Raw genomic sequence first — 19,965 nt, 5'->3', positions numbered from 1 at the left:
AAAAAATGAAAATGAATAAACAGAGGCTGAAGCAGCAGCAGGGCATTGCACTGATTACCATTCTGGTGATGGTGGCATTGGCGACTATTCTGGCAGCCACGATTGCCCAGCGTCAGGCTGCAACTGCTGAAAGTACCGCCTATCTGATGCGGCAAAATCAGTCGCTGATGTATGCCAAAAGTGCCGAAGCCTTTTTTTCTGAATTACTGGTGGATGATGCTGAAAATGCCGCAGAGGTTGATCATCTACAGGAAACCTGGGCGCAGCCGATGCCGGCTTTTCCGGTCGATGACGGCTATGTTTCCGGAATCATCCAGGATGAATCGGGCAAGTTTAATTTAAATAGCCTGATCACTGCTGAAGATAGCGTCAATGAAAATGCCAAAGCATGGTTCGAGCTGATTTTAAAACGTGCAGGTTTGCCAGCGCAGCTCAGTGAAGCCGTAATTGACTGGCAGGATGAAAACGAGCTGGTGAGTGGAGGTATGGGTGCCGAATCTAATTATTATCAAGGCTTACCGAATGCCGCTTTACCGCCGAATGCAAAATTTCATAGCGTAGAGGAATTAAAGCTGGTACGTGGTTTTGAAGAAAATAAGTACAAACGGATAGCACCTTATCTGAGTGCTGCACCGATGCAGGAAAGTCCGGTCAATATTAATACAGCATCTGCTTTTCTTTTAGCCAGTATGGATGAAAAACTGGATGTGAATGCAGTACAACAATTGCTGGATCAGCGACAGGCCAATTTGGAACACTTTTCTAATGTGTCTGAGTTATGGTCACTCGAACCGTTTGCGCAAGTCGATGCTGCCAAGCGTAATCTGTTTAATCGCCTGCTCGGAGTGCAATCCAATTATTTTAAAGCTCAGATCGAAGTGGTCTTGAATGAACGCAAGCGCCAGTTCAGTAGTGATCTGGTTCGTCAGGACAAACAGGTATATGTGGCTTATCGCAGTATGGCACCCTTTTAGTCAGGGCTTATTCAGTTATACCGTCAGTCTAAATCTGAACAGCAGCTTGATCCCTTTTCCCTATCAGGCTGAACAGCAAAATTAATCCTCAAAGCTGTAGTTTTGCTTTATAATCAAAATCAATTCACCTATTTTTTGACGACATTACGGCATATGTTAATTCGTAAGTTATTTAAGTTTGAGAATGCTCATATTGTGCGTAACTGCACGTCAGATCGCTGTAAGCGTTCGATCCATGGCCATAGTTATAAAGTCGAGCTACTGTTAAAAGCCTCGAAATTAGATCATGGGCAGATGGTCTATGACTTTGGTCTGCTTAAAGGTGTGATTAAGGATTTCTTTGATTCTTTCGATCATGCGATCTGTTTCTGGCAAAATGACGACCCGGAATATATTCAGGCTTGCAAAACTTTCAGTGCGCGATGGGTGTCGTTACCGGTATCACCATCGGCAGAGCAGTTTTCACGTATCTTTTTCTTTCTGGCGCAACAAGTGCTGGCATCGACCGTGACTCAAAATGGCGAAGGTGATGTCGAAGTCTATTCTGTGATTATGCATGAAACCGATACCGGTTATGCACAAAGCTTTTTAGAAGATATTCAAAATGAACAGATGGGCATTCTGAGTCTGGATCAAATTGAGTTCTCTGAACAGGTGCAAGCTGAATGGACCGATCCGGACATGTTGAACAAGCTGAAACAGGGCACAGCATTTCATAACCCGACTGTAGATTTACAGGTACAGATTTAAAGTCTGCGTGACTTTAAATCCATTGACATAGATTTAGGATTGAAGAATGTCTTTAAATGAACAGCAACTGGCCAAACTGAATAAGGTTCAGTTGGATGAAAGCTGGAAATATGGATTGAGTGAGTTTTTACTCAGTGCGAAAATGGACGAATTAAAAGCTTTTCTGATTGAAGAAAAAAAAGCAGATAAAACAATTTATCCTCCCAATCATCTGATTTTTAATGCCTTGAATACCACGCCGCTCGATCGGGTTAAAGTGGTCATTTTAGGGCAAGATCCTTATCATGGCCCGAATCAGGCGCATGGATTAAGCTTTTCGGTGCAAAAAGGGGTTGCATTGCCGCCATCTTTGCGTAATATTTTTCACGAGTTACATGCGGATGTCGGAGTTGAACGACCAAAGCATGGTGACTTGACGCATTGGGCAGAGCAGGGTGTGCTTCTGTTAAATGCAGTACTGACTGTAGAGGCAGGTCAGCCGACCTCGCATCAAAAGCGCGGTTGGGAAGAATTCACCGATCACGTCATTGATGTTTTAAATGAGCAGCGTGAACATATTGTCTTTATTCTTTGGGGCGCATACGCACAGCGTAAAGGACAGCGCATCAATCAGGACAAGCATCTCGTGTTAAAGGCCGCACATCCATCGCCTTTGGCCGCAAACCGTGGTGGTTTTTTTGGTTGTAAAGTATTTTCAAAATCGAATAACTATCTCAAACAACATGGCATTGAGCCTATAGATTGGCAGCTGGACGCATGACATATTCTCCCCTTACTAAAACTTATCATCCGGATTTGATCGTTGAAGAAGCGCATAATGGCTGGCGTATCGTTCGTTTAAATCGTCCAAAGTCTTTGCATGCTCTGGATGAATCGATTGCTTCTGCACTTTTGGAAGTATTTCAGGATTTTCATACGGATGACAGCGTAAAAGCGATCTGGTTAGATTCAACCACACCGAAAGCATTCTGTGCCGGCGGCGATGTGCGTAAATTACGTCAACTGGTCATTAACGATGAAGTGGCGGCTGCCAATAAGTTTTTTGAACAGGAATATGCGCTGGATCTGTTATTGCATAATTATGCCAAACCGGTTTTGGTCTGGGGTGAAGGTTATGTGATGGGTGGGGGCCTTGGTCTGTTTATGGCGGCACCTTTCCGTTTAGTGACGCCGTATTCGCGTTTGGCGATGCCTGAAATCAATATCGGTTTATATCCCGATGTGGGAGCAACCCGTTTCCTGGCCGATCGGGGCGCGATTGGTTTATTTACCGGCTTGACCGGTTCAATCATGACCGCTGCAGGTGCTTATGGGATTGGCTGGGCAACACATATTTGTGATGCACAGCGTGATTCAGTTTTAGATAAAGTGATTAATATTGACTGGGATCATTATCCTGCCGGTGACTTCCGTGCCATTGATGACACTTTAAATAGTATGCATCGTCCGGTAGGGCCAGGACCACTGCAAAACTCTCTGGATGTGATTCATAGTGTTTGTCGTGGTGTCAACTTCGAGCATGATTATGAATCGATTATCGGTCTGAGTGATGCGCGCAGTGACTGGTTGCGTCAAGCCAGTGAAAATCTGCAAAAAGGTTCACCAACTACAGCTGCATTGACCTGGTTGCTCTGGCAATGGGGTAAACAGGTACATTCCTGGAATGAAATTTTTGAACTGGAAACCCAGATTTCTGACTGGAAAATCCGTCATCATGATTTCGTTGAGGGGGTACGCGCGCGTCTGGTGGATAAAGACCTTTCTCCTGCATGGAAAAAGGGTGCAGATATGAGCTTAAAAGGTATTTTGTCTGCAAACCCTCCGGTGACCAATATTGAAAGCTGGAATGCCTTGTTAAAACAGTATGGTGTGATTTAAGTCTTACATGTCCGAAACACAATTGAGTCATGAATACTGGATGCAGCTTGCCTATGCGCAGGCTGCACTTGCTGCCGCACAGGGCGAAATTCCGGTGGGTGCGATTATTGTTAGTCAGAATCAGATCATTGGTCAGGGCTTTAATGCGCCGATTTCCTTAAATGATCCGACCGCGCATGCCGAGATTGTGGCGCTGCGTGATGCCTGTCAAAATATCCAGAATTATCGACTACCTGACGATGCAGTGCTGTATGCAACCCTTGAGCCGTGCACCATGTGTGTTGGTGCTTTGGTACATTCACGGGTTTCACGGGTAGTATTTGGCGCATTTGAAGCGAAAGCGGGTTCACTGGTCAGTGCACGTCAATTATTTGAAACGGGCTATTATAATCATGTATTTTCCTTTGAAGCAGGCTGCATGCAGCAGCAATGCTCCGAACAGCTTAGTGCATTTTTCAAGTTGCGTCGTGAGCAGAAGCGGCAACTCAGGTTACAAGAAAAATTATTAAATACGCAGAAATAAATCTACTTTATCGCTAAAATTCCTTAGTTTCGAATCTATAATTTCAGGAAAAATAATGCATAGCATTCAAGTAAAAAAAGAATTTCCGGCATCGATTGATGAAGTCTTTGATTTAATGTCTAAGCATGCCACCTATAATATTGCCTTTGCGCCGATGCAGGTTGAACGAATCAAGGATTCTGCAGATGCTGAACATCCGGATGGACTAGGTTCGGTGCGTGCTATGGGGGTGGGGCCGCTCAAGCCGCTGAAAGAACAGATTACATTGTTTGAGCCGAATGCTCGTATTGAATATCAGATTATTAAAAATCCATTGATCAAGCATCATCTGGGGATTATCGAATTTGAAGCGCTGGCCGATGATAAAACCCTGGTCACCTATACGATTGAATTACAGGCGCGTGCGCCTTTTGTGAGTAAATTAATTCTTGCACAGTTACAGGCAGCGATTAAACTAGGCCTGACGAAACTCGCAAAATCTGTTTAAACAACAACGGGAAAGCAATGACAGTTCAAATTATTACCATTGATGGTCCAAGTGGGTCTGGCAAAGGCACGTTGGCAGCAAAACTGGCTGCACATTATCAGTTTCACTTATTGGATTCTGGCGCGCTCTACCGACTTTTGGGTTTGTCATTGCATCACCATGATTTACTGGATTTAATGGATATTAAGTTGCCAGAATGCGTACAAATCGCAACAAATCTGGATATCCAGTTTGTCAGTAGCGAAACCGGGGTGCAGGTGTACTTGGATGGCGAAGATGTTTCCCAGACCATTCGAACTGAACGCGTCGGAGAATTTGCTTCAAAAGTTGCTGCAATTCCTGAGCTTAGAATGGCAATGGTTTCACGTCAACATGCTTTTGCACAGGCACCTGGTCTGGTGGCAGATGGCCGCGATATGGCCACAAGTATCTTCCCGCAAGCTCAGGCTAAAATATATTTGACTGCATCGGCTGAATCGCGCGCGCAAAGACGTGTAAAGCAGTTGCAGGGTATGGGGCTGGATGTTAAAATAAACGATATTTTAGCTAATATCATCGCGCGTGATAAACGAGATATGGAACGCACTGTCGCTCCACTCAAGCCTGCCGACGATGCTTACATTATCGATAGTTCAAATTTGAACATTGATGAGGTATTCCAGTTGATGACCACTTATGTGGACCAGCAGTTAGCCAATTAACCTGATTTTATCAGCAAACGCATAGCTTGATCAGTTTTATATGGACTATGTAGATGCTTAATTAAACCGGCCTTGTCTGATCCAAGACCGCTGACTTTATCGGAAATATCATGACCGAATCTTTTGCAGCCCTCTTTGAAGCAAGTGAATTAAACCTCAACGTTGAAAAGGGTGCAGTTATCCAGGGCGTTGTAGTAAGCATTGACTCTGATTGGGTAACTGTTGACACTGGCCTTAAATCTGAAGGCGTTGTTGACCGTGCTGAGTTCTTAAATGAACAGCGCGAACTTGAAGTTCAAGTTGGCGACACTGTAGACGTAGTTGTTGAAGCGCTTGACAACGGTATGGGTCAAACTGTTCTTTCTCGCGAAAAAGCTAAACGCGCTGAGACTTGGACTAAACTTGAAAAAATCTTTGAAGACGGCGAAATCGTTACTGGTGTTATCTCTGGTAAAGTTAAAGGCGGTTTCACTGTTGACATCGGTCCAGTACGTGCGTTCCTTCCAGGTTCTTTAGTTGATACTCGTCCTATTCGTGATACGACTCACCTAGAAGGCAAAGAGTTAGAATTTAAAGTAATCAAACTTGACGCTAAACGTAACAACGTTGTTGTTTCACGTCGTGCTGTTATGGAAGCTGAATCTTCAGCTGACCGTGAAGCTCTTCTTGCTCAGCTTGAAGAAGGTCAAACTGTTACTGGTACGATCAAAAACCTTACTGACTACGGTGCATTCGTTGACCTTGGCGGTATTGACGGTCTTCTTCACATCACTGATATGGCTTGGAAACGCATCAAGCATCCTTCAGAAGTTGTTGAAGTGGGTCAAGAAGTTACTGTTAAAGTACTTAAGTTCGACCGCGAGCGTAACCGTGTTTCTCTAGGTCTTAAACAACTTGGCGAAGATCCATGGTTAGCGATCATGAACCGTTACCCTAAAGGTTCAATCGTTAAAGCGCGCGTAACTAACCTGACTGACTACGGTTGTTTCGCTGAAATTGCTGAAGGCGTTGAAGGTTTAGTACACGTTTCAGAAATGGATCACACGAACAAAAACATCCACCCATCTAAAGTTGTTCAGATCGGTGATGAAGTTGATGTTATGGTTCTTGAAGTTGATGAAGAGCGTCGTCGTATTTCTCTTGGTATCAAACAAACTCGTGCTAACCCATGGGAAGAGTTTGCTAAAGACCACGACAAAGGCGAAAAAGTTTCTGGTACGATCAAATCTATCACTGACTTTGGTATCTTCATCGGTTTACCAGGCGGTATCGACGGTCTAGTTCACTTGTCTGATATTTCTTGGAACGAACAAGGCGAAGAAGCGATTCGTCGTTACAAGAAAGGCGACACTGTTGAAGCGGTTATCCTTTCTGTAGACGCTGAAGGCAACCGTATCAGCCTTGGCATCAAGCAAATGAACAACGATCCGTTCAATGACTTCCTTGCTGCTAACGAACGCGGTGCGTTGGTTAAAGGTACTGTAACTGCAGTTGATGCGAAAGGCGCGACTGTTAAGTTGGCTGACGAAGTTGAAGCGACTCTGAAAGCATCTGAAATCAACCGCGATCGCGTTGAAGATGCAACTAAGTTCCTTGAAGTTGGTCAAGAAGTGGAAGCGAAGATCATCAACGTTGATCGTAAATCTCGCGCAATCAACTTGTCTATCAAAGCGAAAGACGAAGCTGAAGAGAAAGAAGCAGTTGCTAACTTGAAAACAGCGCCAGCTGCTGGTCAAGACAATGGTCCTAAGACGATTGGTGACCTGATCAAAGCTCAAATGGGCAACTAAGTAGACGTTTGAATTGTATTGTTAATGTAAGTTAACTAATACTTTTTATACAAATACTGTAAACGGTAGCGTAGTATTTAATTATTGCGCTACCGTTTTGTATTTAAACAGGTTATTATCGGGAAATAGATCCCAAGTAGCTTGATAATTAAAGAGGTCGCAGATGACTACTGAAGCACTTAATAAGTCTGACTTAATAGAGCGCATTGCATTAAAAAATCCGCATTTGGCCGAGCCTTTAGTGGAAGAAGCGGTTAAAATTATGATTGATCAAATGATAGAAGCTTTATCATCTGACAATCGTATCGAGATTCGCGGATTTGGTAGTTTTGCATTGCATCATCGTGAGCCACGCGTGGGTCGTAACCCTAAAACTGGTAAATCTGTAGAAGTGGCTGCAAAAGCAGTTCCGCACTTTAAGCCAGGTAAGGCCCTTCGTGATGCTGTAAACGAATCTGCAAATAAATAATTGTAAATATTTACGGGGTGTTCATGCGTTACGTTCTGGTCGTTCTTTTATTGGTGCTGTTTGGCTATTCATTGGCTTTGGTTTTGCAAAATGGTACCGAATTGTCCGTGGACTTGTTATTTACTCAAGTTCCTGCAATGCGTCTAGGATTATTGCTGCTCCTTACCCTATCTCTAGGCGTCGTATTAGGCCTGTTATTGGGCGTTCAAATCTTCCGGGTTTTCCAGACCAATTGGGAAATCAAGCGACTGCGTAAAGACATTGAACATCTGCGTAAGGAACAGTTGAATACAGCCAAGTTAATGGCCGCTGAAGCAGCAGCCCATACCCGGCATGAAAAAACTGTATTAGATATTACCAATGAAAATCAAAGCTCATTATAATGGGCTTATTTTTTGCCTATTTGAAGGGATAATCTCTTGAGTATCATTGTTGCACTAGATGCCAAAAGCCAATTTGATGCCTTAGCCATTGCAGAACAGCTAGATCCTGCCTTGTGTCGACTAAAAGTGGGCAAAGAGTTATTTACCCATGAAGGTCCAATCATTGTCAGAGCACTTCAAGATAAAGGTTTTGATGTATTTCTGGATCTGAAATTTCATGATATTCCAAATACGACTGCACAAGCAGTCTGCGCGGCAGCTGATTTGGGTGTATGGATGGTGAATGTACATGCATCTGGTGGCCGAAAAATGATGGAAACCTGTGTGGAGCGTTTACAAGCAGGCAACTATAAAACTCAACTCATTGCTGTGACAGTGCTGACTTCAATGGGTCGTGAAGACCTCAAAGATATTGGTCTGGATATTGAGCCAAATGAGCATGTCAAGCGTCTGGCTCAACTGACCAAAAACAGTGGCCTGGATGGGGTGGTGTGTTCAGCTCAAGAAGCAAAAATGTTACGTGAAACATTAGGCCAAGACTTTGCTTTGGTAACACCCGGTATTCGTCCTGAAGGTTCAAATGCCGATGATCAGAAGCGTATTGTGACACCGAAACAGGCGATGCTGGATGGTTCGACTCATCTGGTGATTGGCCGTCCCATTACCCAGTCTAAGAATATGCGTCAGACTTTAAAAGATATTTTGGCAACGCTTTAATATGGTTTGAATGACAAAAAGCCTTTCAGTCGAAAGGCTTTTTTTATATATCGCAGATTCAAATCTCAAGTGCGACACATTTGTAGTTAGTTGAAAAAGTTAGGTGTATTCGTAGAATCATTGGACTTTTTCAACTCGCAATTGGAAAGCACACAATGAAGAAATACACCCAACTTTCTCAAGATGAAAGATACGAAATTTATGCTACTTTGAAAAGTAAAAGTTCAATCGCTAGCCTTGCTCGGGAGTTAGGGCGTTCACGATCAACCATCTACCGTGAATTAAAAAGAAATACTGGGCAACGTGGATATAGAGCTCAACAGGCAGCGAAATTTGCAAGTCAAAGACGGTACCGTCCTTCATCACCCATGACAGCATTTGCCTTCGCTTATATTGATTACTTGATTGGCTTGGACTGGTCACCAGAACAAATTTTAGGCGCTTTAACACAACGCGGTTGGCTGGATGTACCTTCACATGAGTGGATTTACCAGTACATTTATGAAGATAAATCAAAAGGCGGTAAACTCCACCTACATTTAAGGCATCAGAAGAAATATCGAAAACGAGGTTACAAAAACACGGATCGTAGGGGGCAAATCATTGATAAAACAAGTATTCATTGCCGAGACCAGGTCATTGATCAACGACAACGTTTAGGAGATTTCGAAGGTGACACTGTAATTGGTAAACATCATAAAGGTGCTTTATTAACTCTCGTTGATCGAAAGAGCCTGTACGTACATATTGTTCATTTAGGGCCAACGAGAGCATCCTCTCAAACGATTACTTGTGCATTAGATCGTTTACGGATGAGCCATGCTTATAGTGTTACTTTTGATAATGGTAAGGAATTTGCCGAACACAAAAGAATCACTGATGCCGGCATAGATACGTATTTTGCTGATCCTTACAAGTCTATTCAACGAGCAAGGAATGAAAATACGAATGGTTTAATCCGGCAATATCTGCCAAAATCATCATCGTTTGATGACGTGTCAAACGAACAAATAGAGCAGATAGAATTTGCACTCAACCATCGTCCTAGAAAAACACTAGGTTGGTATACGCCTAGTGAAGTTATGGCTGGTTTTTATACTGTTGCACTTGCCGCTTGAATCCGCCTATTAAAAAAAATGGTTATAAAATAAAAAGGAAAAATGATGACTTCATCTGAACCACAATTAGAAAAAGAACAGAATGACGTGATTCAACATGTTCAACAGGCGGAACAGCTTAGGCAACAAGAACAGCAACAACAGCAGGCAAGCTCAGCAGATTGGACAGCAGGGATCGGTGTGGTCAGTTTGGCATCTGATGCCATCAGCCTTGCTTCGGATGTTATTGAAACAGTAGGCGATGCCTTAAGTGATATTGATTTAAGTTTTTAGTCAGCCCTTCTTGCTTGTGCTTCGTTTTAAAATCCTGCTTTAAAACTTAGTCAGGAAGGAAAGTTCCTCTTTAGAAAAGAGAGATTTAGGGAGATTGAGAAAGCAATAAAGCAATTAAATCGCTGCCAGTACACTCACCATGACTGGTGCTAACAGTGACAAAATAAATCCACTGACCATAGCATGCGGAATAAAATCGTGACCGCATGCCTGCTTAACCATCGGTAAAGTCACATCCATTGCAGTTGCACCCGCTGCGGAAATGGCCGATCTTGGATATCTCCAGCCCATACAATACATCAGTAAGATGGCAAAAATTTCTCTAAACAGGTCATTCATCAGCGCGATGCTGCCGAGTTCTGCATTTCGAAGCTCGGTCACGACAACGCCTGACATTGAGTAAAATCCATAGCCTTGTGACAGCATGATCAAATCTTTCAGGCCAATCTGTGTGTTCCAGAATGAATACAGCATAACTGCGAATAATGAACCGAAGATACAACCGATCGGAACCAGAAGAATTTTGATATTTAACCAAGAACGATCCAGTGGCGAATAAGCCAGATCTAAACCAATGAAAAACATAAATACCAGTAACAAATGCCAGGTGCTAATGTGTAAGGACAGATCAAACAGACTCAAGCCAGCATGTAAAAAGTATCCGCCTGCGAGTGCCAAAAAAGCATAACTCATATTCACTAAGGATTTAATTACCAGATCAAGGGATACTCTGCCTGAACTGGGAAGAAAACCAGCCCACTTGAACAGCAAATAGCAAATAGCAAAAGCACCGAGTGATGTCAGAAAGGCAATGCTGATGGATGTACTCAGAATCTGTAGGGGATGCTGTAATTCATCCACAAGCTGTGAGAATTCAAAGGAAATCGCAATCAGTAACACATAGCTAAAATAAGGTAAGAGCTTGAAACAGATTTTAATCATCGATACTGGAATCCGTTTCGCCAAAGCAAAACCGAGTGCCAAACAGAGAAGAAGCTGAAAGATGAGCCAAAGCGATTGCATAAGTTTAATAGATTGAAAAAATTATCTTTAAATTATGCCATCGCTTGATGCTAGATGGTGAAAAGCTTTTAGCTAACTTTATTGAATAATCGATAATCTGCGGTATTGGGTTTCTTGGTTTTCAGCCAGTATTTCCAGGTATAAGTCGGCCATAGGGCAAAATTCTTGCCACCTTCCTGCTGATACCAGCTGACACAGCCAGATTGCCATACGGTCTGTTCAAACATATGTTGCACCTGCTGATTAAATGTATCTTGCGCCTGCTCTTTGACCATAATGGCATCGCTATGTGATTGATCGACCCGCTGCATGAGCTGCAAGATATAGTCAACTTGTGCCTCAATCATAAAAATCACAGAGTTGTGTGCCAATAGGGTATTTGGGCCCAGTAATTGAAACAGGTTTGGGAAACCTTTCATGCAAATTCCATAATAACTTTCAGCCCCCTGTTTCCAGACCTCATTGAGCTGTAGATTATCCAGCCCAGTACATTGAAAATTATTCATATAGATGCGTGGATCGGTAATGAACCCGGTGCCATAAATCAGACAGTTAATTGGCCGCTCCTGACCATCTTGGGTAATGATGCTATTTTCAGTGAGTTCCTGAATCTTTTCAGTCACCAGTTCTACATTCCTGCGGTTAAAAGTCGGGAAATAGCTATTGGAAACCAGAATACGTTTACAACCCATGATGTAATCCGGAGTGAGTTTTTGAGCTAACTCAGGATCTTTAATCTGGTATTTGATGAACAGTTCTGCCAGTTTCTGGGTGTATTTCATGATGCCGGGTTTAACGATGGGGATGACCCGCGATTCATTTGACCAATATAAGCGGGCACGGTGCAGTTTTCGGAACCAGTCATATTTTTCAAATAGTGTCTTTTCGAGAGGGTGATAGACACGTTCATCGCGAGGAATGATCCAGGCTGCAGTACGTTGCATGACATAGAGTTGTTTGCATTGTGGGGCAATTTCCGGAACATATTGAATGGCGCTGCCACCTGTGCCAATCGATGCGACATTTTTTCCATTTAAATCATAAGTATGATCCCATTGTGCAGAATGAAAGACTTTCCCTTGAAACTTCTCAATACCGGGGATAGGTGGAATCTGGGGAATATGTAAAGGCCCTGAAGCAAATATGACAAATTGGGCTTCCAGGATACTTTGATCTTGTAACTGCAATTGCCACAGACAGCGCTCTGCCTGGTAATGCGCTGAAAGGACTTCAGTATTTAAGCGGCAGAACGCACGCAGCTTATAATCGTTTACCAGATCCTGAATATAGGAAAATATCTCGGGTGCTTCGGCATAGCGTTTTGACCAGTTACTTTTCGGAGCGAATGAGAGGGAATATAAATGTGACTGCACATCACAGGCTGCGCCAGGGTACTGGTTGTCTCGCCAGGTTCCACCAAATTCATGGCCTTTTTCCAGCAGAATAAAATCATGGATGCCTTGCTGCTGTAAACGTATTGCCATGGCAATACCGCCAAAACCGGCGCCAATAATGGCGACTTTGGTAAAGGGTGGCGAGCGGGTGGCACTTGTATTTTCCAGCATCATTGCATTCCTTGCTTATTTTAATAAGAGATTATTATCATCATTCACTGATAAAAGATTAGACCTAAAATTGATCTAAACGGCAATAGCAGTACACTTATTTTTATAGTACAACTAAGACTATCACATTGTATTTGTATGGTTATGAAACGTTCTGTTCTCAGTCTAATGTATTTGATTCAAGGGATGCGCAAGGCGGGCATAGACGTCGATCAGAAGCTGCAAAACATTGGACTGCGTGTCGATGCCTTTGATCCTGGCTCGATTATTCATCCGAGTTTGGAACATGATGTACTTAAGGTGGTAGGGCAGGAAATCGAAGCTGAGCAGGGATTATTGATTGGCCAGCATTATGCATTGGCAGGTTATGGTCCGTTGTTGATGTTACTGGTTACCAGTCCGACGGTACGTGATGCGCTGCATCAGGTGATCCGCTTTCAACAGTTGACGCATTTGACAGGACAATTGGGTTTGCAACAAAGCGAGCATCATAGCGCGCTGTGTTATCGACCGAAAAATCTGGAAGATGGTTTGGGTGTGTTGCTGGCACAGGCGGAGATTTCGGGAACTTTCAAGTTTATCCGTGATATTTACAAAATGATGGGCCTGTCCAAACCTGATTTACGGATCGAGTTACCATTTGCCCATCCGCAAGAGCCGAATACCTTAAAGGTCTATCATGATTATTATGGGACACAGGTTCAGTTCGATGCACCAAGTGCGGCATTCTGGTTTGATGAAGCAGTTCTGGATATTAAAATTCCGTCTGCGGATACGGTGACCTTTGCGCTGTATGAAGCCAAGTGTTTTGCTGAATTGCAACGTTTGCAACAGGATGAGCAGACACCGACAGTGGTGCAGCGCGTTCAGGATTATCTGGAAATACAAAGTGGTTTGATGCCGAGCATGGCCGAAACTGCGCAGGCGCTAAATATTCCGGAGCGAACCTTGCGGCATCAGTTACAGCAGTGTGATACCAGTTATAAACAGATTCGCGAAGACATTATTAAAGATAAGGCTTTGCGATTGATTGAATATAAACAGTATTCAATTGAAATGATTGCAGAGTTGTTGGGCTATTCCGAGCCGGCTGCTTTTAACCATGCCTTTAAACGCTGGTTTGGGCAAAGCCCTCGGCAATATGTAAAATAGCCTAAGCTTGTTTATGCCAAAGTGTTATAGTGTGTTGATTAAACTCCGCTATAATTAAATTGATCCCAAATAGTACGAAACTCTATGTCCGATTTTAATTCACAGCACAGCACCGCCTTTAGTCCGATTTCTCCTGCAGAACGTTATGCACAAGCAATATCTTCGGGACAGTTTATGCCTGATGATGCACAGGCAATGGCAGTACATGAACTGAATCGTGTCTGGCTGGAATTGATTCAGCGTTTTAAGGCCTCGAAAAAAGCCTTTCGCCGTTTTCGCCGTCAGACTTCTCCCAATGGCGTGTATATGTGGGGTGGTGTGGGTCGTGGCAAAACCTGGTTAATGGATCAGTTTTATGATTCGATTCCATTTCGCCGTAAAACCCGGATGCATTTTCACCACTTTATGCAGCATGTGCATCGTGAATTAAATAAGCTCTCTGGGCAGCGTAATCCGCTGGATCTGGTCGCGGATCAGATTTATAAAGACGCGGTGATTATCTGTTTCGATGAGTTCTTTGTATCCAATGTCACCGATGCCATGATTCTGAGTGATCTGTTCCAGAAACTATTTGAACGCGGGATTACTTTGGTTGCAACTTCGAACATTGCCCCAGATGGTTTGTATAAAAACGGGATTCATCGTGACCGTTTCCTGCCGACGATTGAACTGGTCAAGAAAAACTGTGTGGTGTTAAACGTCGATGCCGGCGTCGATTACCGTTTACGCGTATTAAAACAGGCGCAGTTATTCAAATTCCCATTAACCCATGATCATAAAAACTGGATTGCGCAACGTTTCAGCGCTTTGACTCAGACGCAAACCTGCTCTGAAGAGCCGATTATCATCAATAACCGTATTGTGGAAACTGTGTCACATACCGAAGATGTATTGTGGTGCGAGTTTTCTGAGCTGTGTCTAAAACCACGTAGCCCGGCTGACTTTATTGAAATTGCCAATATTTATAATACGGTTTTAGTCAGTAATGTGCCGCACCTGACCGATTTCCTCAATGATGGGACGCGCCGTTTTATTTATCTGGTCGATGAGTTCTATGACCGTGGTGTCAAACTGTTATTGACCTCGGAAGATAATATTATTGATATTTACCAAGGTGAAAAACTGGTCTTCGAAATTGAACGGACGCGTTCACGTTTACTGGAAATGCAGTCGGATGAATATCTGAATTCTGAACATCGTCAGATTCAGAAAACTATTTCAAGTGAGTAGGAAGCAGAATAAAAGCGCTGGTCATTGACTGGCGCTTTTTTATAAAAATAAGCAGGTAATTGATCGACAACTAGGGCCAAACATGGCTTAATCTTGATCTAAATATGATCGTGTATAACTAGAATGCATAATTTTTACTCGAAAATCTGAACTTAAGTCTAATTTCTACATTTCGAAAACTTTATACACTGTCATTAGGGTATTTAGCAGAATGATATCTCAATGCGGCTGAGCGACGTCTGATATGTTTATGAGGGTACTCATATTATGAAAAATGCTCAGTATTTAGCAATTTGATAATACTATTCAGCTAGATTTTAATCGGTATACTAGAATCTCTTGTATAAAAAGTAGCAATATCAGGAAAGACAATGACTGCACGTATTCAAAAAGGCAAGTTAGCGATTGCTAAAGAACTTTACGATTTTATCGAAAATGAAGCACTACCAGGTTCTGGTTTGGATAGTGAAACTTACTGGAAAAACTTTGAACAAGTCGTTGTTGATCTTAGCCCTAAAAATAAAGCACTTTTGGCTAAGCGTGATGACATTCAAGCGAAAATCGATGAATGGCACCGCAATAACACATTTGAATTACAAGCTTACAAAGCTTTCTTGACTGAAATTGGCTACTTGTTACCAGAAGTAGAAGATTTTCAAATCAGCACTGAAAATGTAGACGAAGAAATTGCCGTATTGGCCGGCCCACAGCTGGTGGTACCGGTACGTAATGCACGTTACTGCCTCAACGCAGCCAACGCACGTTGGGGTTCTCTCTACGATGCACTTTATGGTTTCGACGTGATCTCTGAAGAAGATGGCGCGGAAAAAGGCAAAGGCTATAACCCGAAACGTGGTGAGAAAGTTGTCGCATTTGCGAAAAACTTCCTTGACGAAACTTTCCCATTGGCACAAGGTTCGCACGCAGACGCAACTCAATATGCAGTTGATCGCAACGCACTGGTTGTAAAATTAAAAGATGGTTCTACAACGACTGTTGCGGATAGCGCTAAATTTGTTGGCTTCAATGGCGAAGCGTCAGCACCGACTGAAATCGTATTTAAAAATAACGGTCTGCACGTTATTGTGCAAATTGATGCAACGAGCCCGATTGGCCAGACTGATGCCGCTGGCGTAAAAGACGTAGTTCTTGAAGCTGCGGTTACCACCATTCAGGATTTGGAAGACTCGATTGCAGCGGTTGATGCTGAAGAAAAAGTGGAAGGCTACCGTAACTGGTTAGGTCTGATGAAAGGCACTTTAGAAGAGTCCATTCAGAAAAATGGTAAAACAGTTACCCGTACACTGAATGCAGACCGTACTTTCAAAAATGTGGAAGGTGGTGAAACCAAGGTTCATGGTCGTTCATTGATGTTGCTGCGTAATGTCGGTCATTTGATGACAAACCCTGCCATTCTGGTCGATGGTGCAGAGATTTTTGAGGGCATCATGGATGCCTTGATTACACCATTGTTGTCTTTTGCCGACATCAAAGGTGAAAATACCATCAAGAACTCGCGTCAAGGTTCAATGTATATCGTTAAACCAAAAATGCATGGTCCTGAAGAAGTGGCATTTGCCGTTGAATTGTTTGAACGTGCGGAACAGGTACTGGGTTTGCCTGCAAAAACTTTAAAAATCGGGATTATGGATGAAGAGCGCCGTACTTCTGTAAACCTGAAGAACTGTATTGCACAAGCCAAAGACCGTACTATTTTCATCAATACAGGCTTCATGGACCGTACCGGTGACGAAATCCATACCTTTATGGAAGCAGGCCCATTCGTACGTAAAGGCGAAGTCAAAGGTCAGATCTGGTTCCCGGCTTATGAAAACCGTAACGTGATGATCGGTCTGCAAGCAGGTTTACGTGGCAAAGCGCAAATCGGTAAAGGCATGTGGCCAAAACCAGACATGTTGCTCGACATGTATAAAACCAAAACTGAACATCCGGAAGCAGGTGCGAGCTGTGCATGGGTGCCATCACCAACAGGTGCGGTAATTCACGCGATTCACTATCATCAGATTAATGTTGCGGATCGTCAGCAAGAGTTATTGGCAACTGAAGCCTTGTCACTAGATGACTTGTTAACGCCACCATTAGCAACAGACACTAACTGGTCTGAAGAAGAGAAAACCAAAGAACTTGAAAATAACTGTCAGGGGATCTTGGGCTATGTAGTTCGCTGGGTAGACTTAGGTGTAGGTTGTTCTAAAGTACTCGACATCAACGATGTCGGTTTAATGGAAGATCGTGCGACTTTACGTATCTCTTCGCAGCACGTGGCGAACTGGTTGCGTCATGGTGTGGTAAGCCATGAGCAAGTAGAAGAAGTGATGCAGCGTATGGCGAAAATTGTAGATCAGCAAAATGCCAATGATCCGTTGTATACGCCAATGTCTGCAGACTTTGCCAACAATATTGCATTCCAGGCAGCGTCTGACCTGATCTTTAAAGGTGGTGAACAGCCATCAGGTTATACCGAGCCACTTTTACATGCAGCACGTTTAAAGTTAAAAGGTTATACAGGTGACTAATCCCGTCTAACTTAAAAAAGCCTCTTCGGAGGCTTTTTTATTGTCTAATGGTAAGCGGCTGTCTTTCTGACTAGAAATTTTTCAGTTGAACTCTTAAAGTGGAGCAAAGCTTGCGAGGAACAATAAAATGATGACGGTATATCAGGACTTAGACCAGCAGTTTATTCATGGTCAGTGGCAACATGGAACTTCAACCAAAATCATAAAAAATATCAATCCTTTTACCCAAACCGAAATTATGAGTCTTGCAGCTGCCAGCTCTGTCGATGTAGACAGTGCGTATACGGCAGCAGAACAGGCTTTTCAACAGGGTGTTTTGAATTCCATTGAAGTCCGTAAAACAGTATTGCAAAATTTAATTAATATTATTCAGCAGCGCCGTGCAGAAATCATTGACTGGCTGATTATTGAATCAGGCAGTACGCGCATTAAAGCCGGCCTTGAGGTAGATGCTGCCTTGGGGATTATTCACGAAAGTCTGGCATTTCCAGATCAGCTGAAAACTGAACAGCTCGAAAGCAAAGATCCAGTACGGAAAAGTTTGGTCTTGCGTAAACCTTTAGGCGTGATTGCAGTCATCAGCCCATGGAACTTTCCATTTCATCTGTCCTTGCGTTCAGTGGCGACAGCGATTGCCTGTGGCAATACGGTTGTCTTGAAACCAGCCAGTGATACGCCGGTGACTGGCGGTACATTAATCGGGAAATTATTTGAAGAAGCCGGTTTGCCTCCGGGTGCATTGAATATTATTGCCGGTGCTGGCAGTGAAATCGGGGATTATTTTGTCGAGCATTCAGTGCCAAAAATGATTTCATTTACCGGCTCGACTGAAGTGGGGAAAAGTGTCGGCAGTAAAGCTCTGGCCAGTTCCAGAATCAAACGTTTGGCACTGGAACTGGGCGGCAATGCACCCTTGGTGATTCTGGATGATGCCGACCTTGATCTGGCGGTTGAACTGACCTTGATGGGGCGTTTTATGCATCAGGGACAAATTTGCATGAGCACCAATCGGGTTGTTATCGATGCATCTATTCATGATGCTTATGTGGATAAGCTTCTGGATCGAGTCAAAATGATTCCAGTGGGCGATCCGAATCTGGAAGATACCATCATCGGGCCGATCATTAATCGGAGTCAGGTCAAAAAGCATCAACAGATCATTCAGACAGGCAGCGAGCAGGGCGCACAGCTGGTATATGAGGGCGGAATTGAAGGAAATCTGGTCTATCCGCATATTTTCATTAACGTCACAGCCGATTCTGATTTAGCACAACAAGAAAGCTTCGGTCCGATTTTACCGATCTTAAAAGCACGTGATGAGGCCCATGCTTTAAATCTGGCCAATGCAACAGAGTTCGGTTTGTCCAGTGCAGTCTGTACATCAAATATCGAACGCGGCAGCACTTTTGCAGCACAACTGGATATTGGTATGACCCATATTAACGGGATCAGTGTTGCAGATCAGTCGAATGCACCCTTTGGCGGCGAGAAAAACTCAGGATTGGGGCGTTTTAATGGCCGCTGGATTTTTGAGGAATTCACCCGGACACATTGGTTGACAGTGCCGCAGTCATGATGCTCAGAGCTATATAAATACTACAGGTTTAGAGTTGGCAGCAGGCTATAATCTCATAGACGAATGATTTACATGTATGAGCCATGTGCGCCAACTTTAAACCTTTAAGCTTAAAACAATTGCATGATCTGGGATTGCCAGACATTCCTTTTGAATATCCAGAAGAAGTCTATCCCAATTATGCTGCACCACTTTTATTCCAGTCCGTTCAAGGACTGGAATGGCGGTCGGTAAATTTTGGCCTGATTCCAAAATGGGCAGAAGATAAAAGTATAGCTACCAAGACCTATAACGCCAGAAATGAAACTTTATTGCAAAAGCCAACCTTTGCTGAAGCCACTGCCAAATGTCATTTTGGGGTCATTCCTGTTGCCGAGTTTTATGAGTCCAAATATTTTGACAATAAACCACAGCGTTGGGGTGTAAGACGTCAAGATGGTCAGGCGACTTTTATTGCGGCAGTATATGAGATTACACGAGTACAAGGGGAAATTGTACGATCTGCCAGCATGATTACGATGGATGCCATTGACCATCCGATGATGAAAGAATTTCATGAGCCTGGAAATATCAAACGTTCGGTGATCGTGATTCCGCATGAGCGACTACAAGAATGGCTGACACTGAGTCATCCGGATATTCGAAGTTTTGTACACGGCTTTCCGGAAGAAGAGTTTGAATGTTCACATGTTCCCAAAGAAAAAATCAAAAAAGCCAGCCCACAACTGAACTTTTTTGATTCTTAGAAAGCTCCGGTGAATTATTTATTATTGAAAGTATGCCAATTCGCCAGCGTCTATTTAAAAATAAAAAGTAGGA

At 43.2% G+C, this 19,965-nt stretch carries 20 protein-coding genes; 18 read left to right on the top strand and 2 right to left on the bottom strand.

The features are described from left to right. Positions 1-5 precede the first annotated feature (5 nt). From gspK to FTU42_RS06940, 13 genes are all read left to right on the top strand, one after another. Positions 6-974, top strand: a complete 969-nt coding sequence (gene gspK, locus FTU42_RS07000; protein WP_180075017.1) for a type II secretion system minor pseudopilin GspK — start codon at positions 6-8, stop codon at positions 972-974. Positions 975-1,127: 153 nt separating this feature from the next. Beyond that, entirely contained in the window at positions 1,128-1,724 is a 597-nt protein-coding gene (locus FTU42_RS06995; protein WP_005097321.1) for a 6-carboxytetrahydropterin synthase, read from the top strand. Between the two features lie 46 nt (positions 1,725-1,770). Continuing rightward, entirely contained in the window at positions 1,771-2,484 is a 714-nt protein-coding gene (gene ung / locus FTU42_RS06990) for a uracil-DNA glycosylase (protein WP_005170417.1), read from the top strand. Further along, on the top strand, positions 2,481-3,602 hold the full coding sequence (locus FTU42_RS06985) for an enoyl-CoA hydratase/isomerase family protein (RefSeq protein WP_100355370.1): 1,122 nt from the start codon (positions 2,481-2,483) through the stop codon (positions 3,600-3,602). Before ung ends, FTU42_RS06985 begins: the two co-directional genes overlap by 4 nt. Before the next feature lie 7 nt (positions 3,603-3,609). Beyond that, complete coding sequence (gene tadA, locus FTU42_RS06980) at positions 3,610-4,125, top strand: tRNA adenosine(34) deaminase TadA (RefSeq protein ID WP_180083200.1); 516 nt, start codon at positions 3,610-3,612, stop codon at positions 4,123-4,125. Between the two features lie 55 nt (positions 4,126-4,180). After that, positions 4,181-4,612, top strand: a complete 432-nt coding sequence (locus FTU42_RS06975) for an SRPBCC family protein (protein WP_005097315.1) — start codon at positions 4,181-4,183, stop codon at positions 4,610-4,612. A gap of 17 nt (positions 4,613-4,629) precedes the next feature. Then, positions 4,630-5,313, top strand: a complete 684-nt coding sequence (cmk, locus tag FTU42_RS06970; protein ID WP_005170422.1) for a (d)CMP kinase — start codon at positions 4,630-4,632, stop codon at positions 5,311-5,313. Between the two features lie 110 nt (positions 5,314-5,423). Beyond that, the gene (rpsA, locus tag FTU42_RS06965; protein ID WP_005097313.1) at positions 5,424-7,103 is read left to right on the top strand and encodes a 30S ribosomal protein S1; all 1,680 of its coding nucleotides are present in this window, start codon (positions 5,424-5,426) and stop codon (positions 7,101-7,103) included. A 163-nt stretch (positions 7,104-7,266) separates the two neighbouring features. Beyond that, on the top strand, positions 7,267-7,572 hold the full coding sequence (locus FTU42_RS06960; protein WP_005097312.1) for an integration host factor subunit beta: 306 nt from the start codon (positions 7,267-7,269) through the stop codon (positions 7,570-7,572). Positions 7,573-7,595: 23 nt separating this feature from the next. Then, a complete protein-coding gene (locus tag FTU42_RS06955; RefSeq protein ID WP_005097310.1) occupies positions 7,596-7,955 on the top strand; it encodes a lipopolysaccharide assembly protein LapA domain-containing protein in 360 nt (119 codons plus the stop codon). 36 nt (positions 7,956-7,991) lie between these two features. Further along, a complete protein-coding gene (pyrF, locus tag FTU42_RS06950) occupies positions 7,992-8,672 on the top strand; it encodes an orotidine-5'-phosphate decarboxylase (RefSeq protein ID WP_005097309.1) in 681 nt (226 codons plus the stop codon). A gap of 155 nt (positions 8,673-8,827) precedes the next feature. Continuing rightward, positions 8,828-9,790: an IS30 family transposase gene (locus FTU42_RS06945; RefSeq protein WP_005095842.1), complete on the top strand. Its 963-nt coding sequence runs from the start codon at positions 8,828-8,830 to the stop codon at positions 9,788-9,790. A 45-nt stretch (positions 9,791-9,835) separates the two neighbouring features. Continuing rightward, positions 9,836-10,063 (top strand): hypothetical protein, encoded by a 228-nt coding sequence (locus tag FTU42_RS06940; protein WP_180083199.1) that lies wholly within the window; start codon positions 9,836-9,838, stop codon positions 10,061-10,063. Between the two features lie 114 nt (positions 10,064-10,177). Here FTU42_RS06940 and FTU42_RS06935 read toward each other — a convergent pair whose 3' ends face one another. Further along, complete coding sequence (locus FTU42_RS06935; protein ID WP_005170429.1) at positions 10,178-11,086, bottom strand: lysine exporter LysO family protein; 909 nt, start codon at positions 11,084-11,086, stop codon at positions 10,178-10,180. Positions 11,087-11,154: 68 nt separating this feature from the next. Further along, complete coding sequence (locus FTU42_RS06930) at positions 11,155-12,654, bottom strand: flavin-containing monooxygenase (RefSeq protein ID WP_373686734.1); 1,500 nt, start codon at positions 12,652-12,654, stop codon at positions 11,155-11,157. A gap of 141 nt (positions 12,655-12,795) precedes the next feature. On the opposite strand from FTU42_RS06930, the gene FTU42_RS06925 reads away from it, so the two are divergent. From FTU42_RS06925 to FTU42_RS06905, 5 genes are all read left to right on the top strand, one after another. After that, on the top strand, positions 12,796-13,803 hold the full coding sequence (locus FTU42_RS06925) for an AraC family transcriptional regulator (RefSeq protein ID WP_005097302.1): 1,008 nt from the start codon (positions 12,796-12,798) through the stop codon (positions 13,801-13,803). A gap of 84 nt (positions 13,804-13,887) precedes the next feature. Next, on the top strand, positions 13,888-15,033 hold the full coding sequence (gene zapE, locus FTU42_RS06920; protein ID WP_005097301.1) for a cell division protein ZapE: 1,146 nt from the start codon (positions 13,888-13,890) through the stop codon (positions 15,031-15,033). Between the two features lie 371 nt (positions 15,034-15,404). After that, positions 15,405-17,570, top strand: a complete 2,166-nt coding sequence (locus FTU42_RS06915) for a malate synthase G (protein ID WP_159138329.1) — start codon at positions 15,405-15,407, stop codon at positions 17,568-17,570. Between the two features lie 127 nt (positions 17,571-17,697). Further along, positions 17,698-19,146: an aldehyde dehydrogenase family protein gene (locus FTU42_RS06910; RefSeq protein WP_180083197.1), complete on the top strand. Its 1,449-nt coding sequence runs from the start codon at positions 17,698-17,700 to the stop codon at positions 19,144-19,146. An 83-nt stretch (positions 19,147-19,229) separates the two neighbouring features. After that, positions 19,230-19,892 (top strand): SOS response-associated peptidase family protein, encoded by a 663-nt coding sequence (locus FTU42_RS06905; protein ID WP_180083196.1) that lies wholly within the window; start codon positions 19,230-19,232, stop codon positions 19,890-19,892. The last annotated feature ends 73 nt before the right edge of the window (positions 19,893-19,965 follow it).

Source organism: Acinetobacter sp. YH12102, from assembly GCF_013419125.1.
Classification (GTDB): Bacteria; Pseudomonadota; Gammaproteobacteria; order Pseudomonadales; family Moraxellaceae; genus Acinetobacter; species Acinetobacter pseudolwoffii.
The sequence above is the reverse complement of the archived record's forward strand: the minus strand, read 5'-3'. Positions and strand labels throughout refer to the sequence as shown.

What these genes read in the sequence shown, in the direction of transcription:
- ung (WP_005170417.1), top strand. Translation starts at nt 1,771, where the DNA reads ATGTCTTTAAATGAACAGCAACTGGCCAAACTGAATAAGGTTCAGTTG.
- FTU42_RS06930 (WP_373686734.1), bottom strand. Translation starts at nt 12,654, where the DNA reads ATGATGCTGGAAAATACAAGTGCCACCCGCTCGCCACCCTTTACCAAA.
- FTU42_RS06905 (WP_180083196.1), top strand. Translation starts at nt 19,230, where the DNA reads ATGTGCGCCAACTTTAAACCTTTAAGCTTAAAACAATTGCATGATCTG.
- FTU42_RS06915 (WP_159138329.1), top strand. Translation starts at nt 15,405, where the DNA reads ATGACTGCACGTATTCAAAAAGGCAAGTTAGCGATTGCTAAAGAACTT.
- tadA (WP_180083200.1), top strand. Translation starts at nt 3,610, where the DNA reads ATGTCCGAAACACAATTGAGTCATGAATACTGGATGCAGCTTGCCTAT.
- zapE (WP_005097301.1), top strand. Translation starts at nt 13,888, where the DNA reads ATGTCCGATTTTAATTCACAGCACAGCACCGCCTTTAGTCCGATTTCT.
- gspK (WP_180075017.1), top strand. Translation starts at nt 6, where the DNA reads ATGAAAATGAATAAACAGAGGCTGAAGCAGCAGCAGGGCATTGCACTG.
- FTU42_RS06940 (WP_180083199.1), top strand. Translation starts at nt 9,836, where the DNA reads ATGACTTCATCTGAACCACAATTAGAAAAAGAACAGAATGACGTGATT.
- FTU42_RS06935 (WP_005170429.1), bottom strand. Translation starts at nt 11,086, where the DNA reads ATGCAATCGCTTTGGCTCATCTTTCAGCTTCTTCTCTGTTTGGCACTC.
- FTU42_RS06925 (WP_005097302.1), top strand. Translation starts at nt 12,796, where the DNA reads ATGAAACGTTCTGTTCTCAGTCTAATGTATTTGATTCAAGGGATGCGC.
- FTU42_RS06945 (WP_005095842.1), top strand. Translation starts at nt 8,828, where the DNA reads ATGAAGAAATACACCCAACTTTCTCAAGATGAAAGATACGAAATTTAT.
- FTU42_RS06910 (WP_180083197.1), top strand. Translation starts at nt 17,698, where the DNA reads ATGATGACGGTATATCAGGACTTAGACCAGCAGTTTATTCATGGTCAG.
- FTU42_RS06975 (WP_005097315.1), top strand. Translation starts at nt 4,181, where the DNA reads ATGCATAGCATTCAAGTAAAAAAAGAATTTCCGGCATCGATTGATGAA.
- FTU42_RS06960 (WP_005097312.1), top strand. Translation starts at nt 7,267, where the DNA reads ATGACTACTGAAGCACTTAATAAGTCTGACTTAATAGAGCGCATTGCA.
- FTU42_RS06955 (WP_005097310.1), top strand. Translation starts at nt 7,596, where the DNA reads ATGCGTTACGTTCTGGTCGTTCTTTTATTGGTGCTGTTTGGCTATTCA.
- FTU42_RS06985 (WP_100355370.1), top strand. Translation starts at nt 2,481, where the DNA reads ATGACATATTCTCCCCTTACTAAAACTTATCATCCGGATTTGATCGTT.
- FTU42_RS06995 (WP_005097321.1), top strand. Translation starts at nt 1,128, where the DNA reads ATGTTAATTCGTAAGTTATTTAAGTTTGAGAATGCTCATATTGTGCGT.
- cmk (WP_005170422.1), top strand. Translation starts at nt 4,630, where the DNA reads ATGACAGTTCAAATTATTACCATTGATGGTCCAAGTGGGTCTGGCAAA.
- rpsA (WP_005097313.1), top strand. Translation starts at nt 5,424, where the DNA reads ATGACCGAATCTTTTGCAGCCCTCTTTGAAGCAAGTGAATTAAACCTC.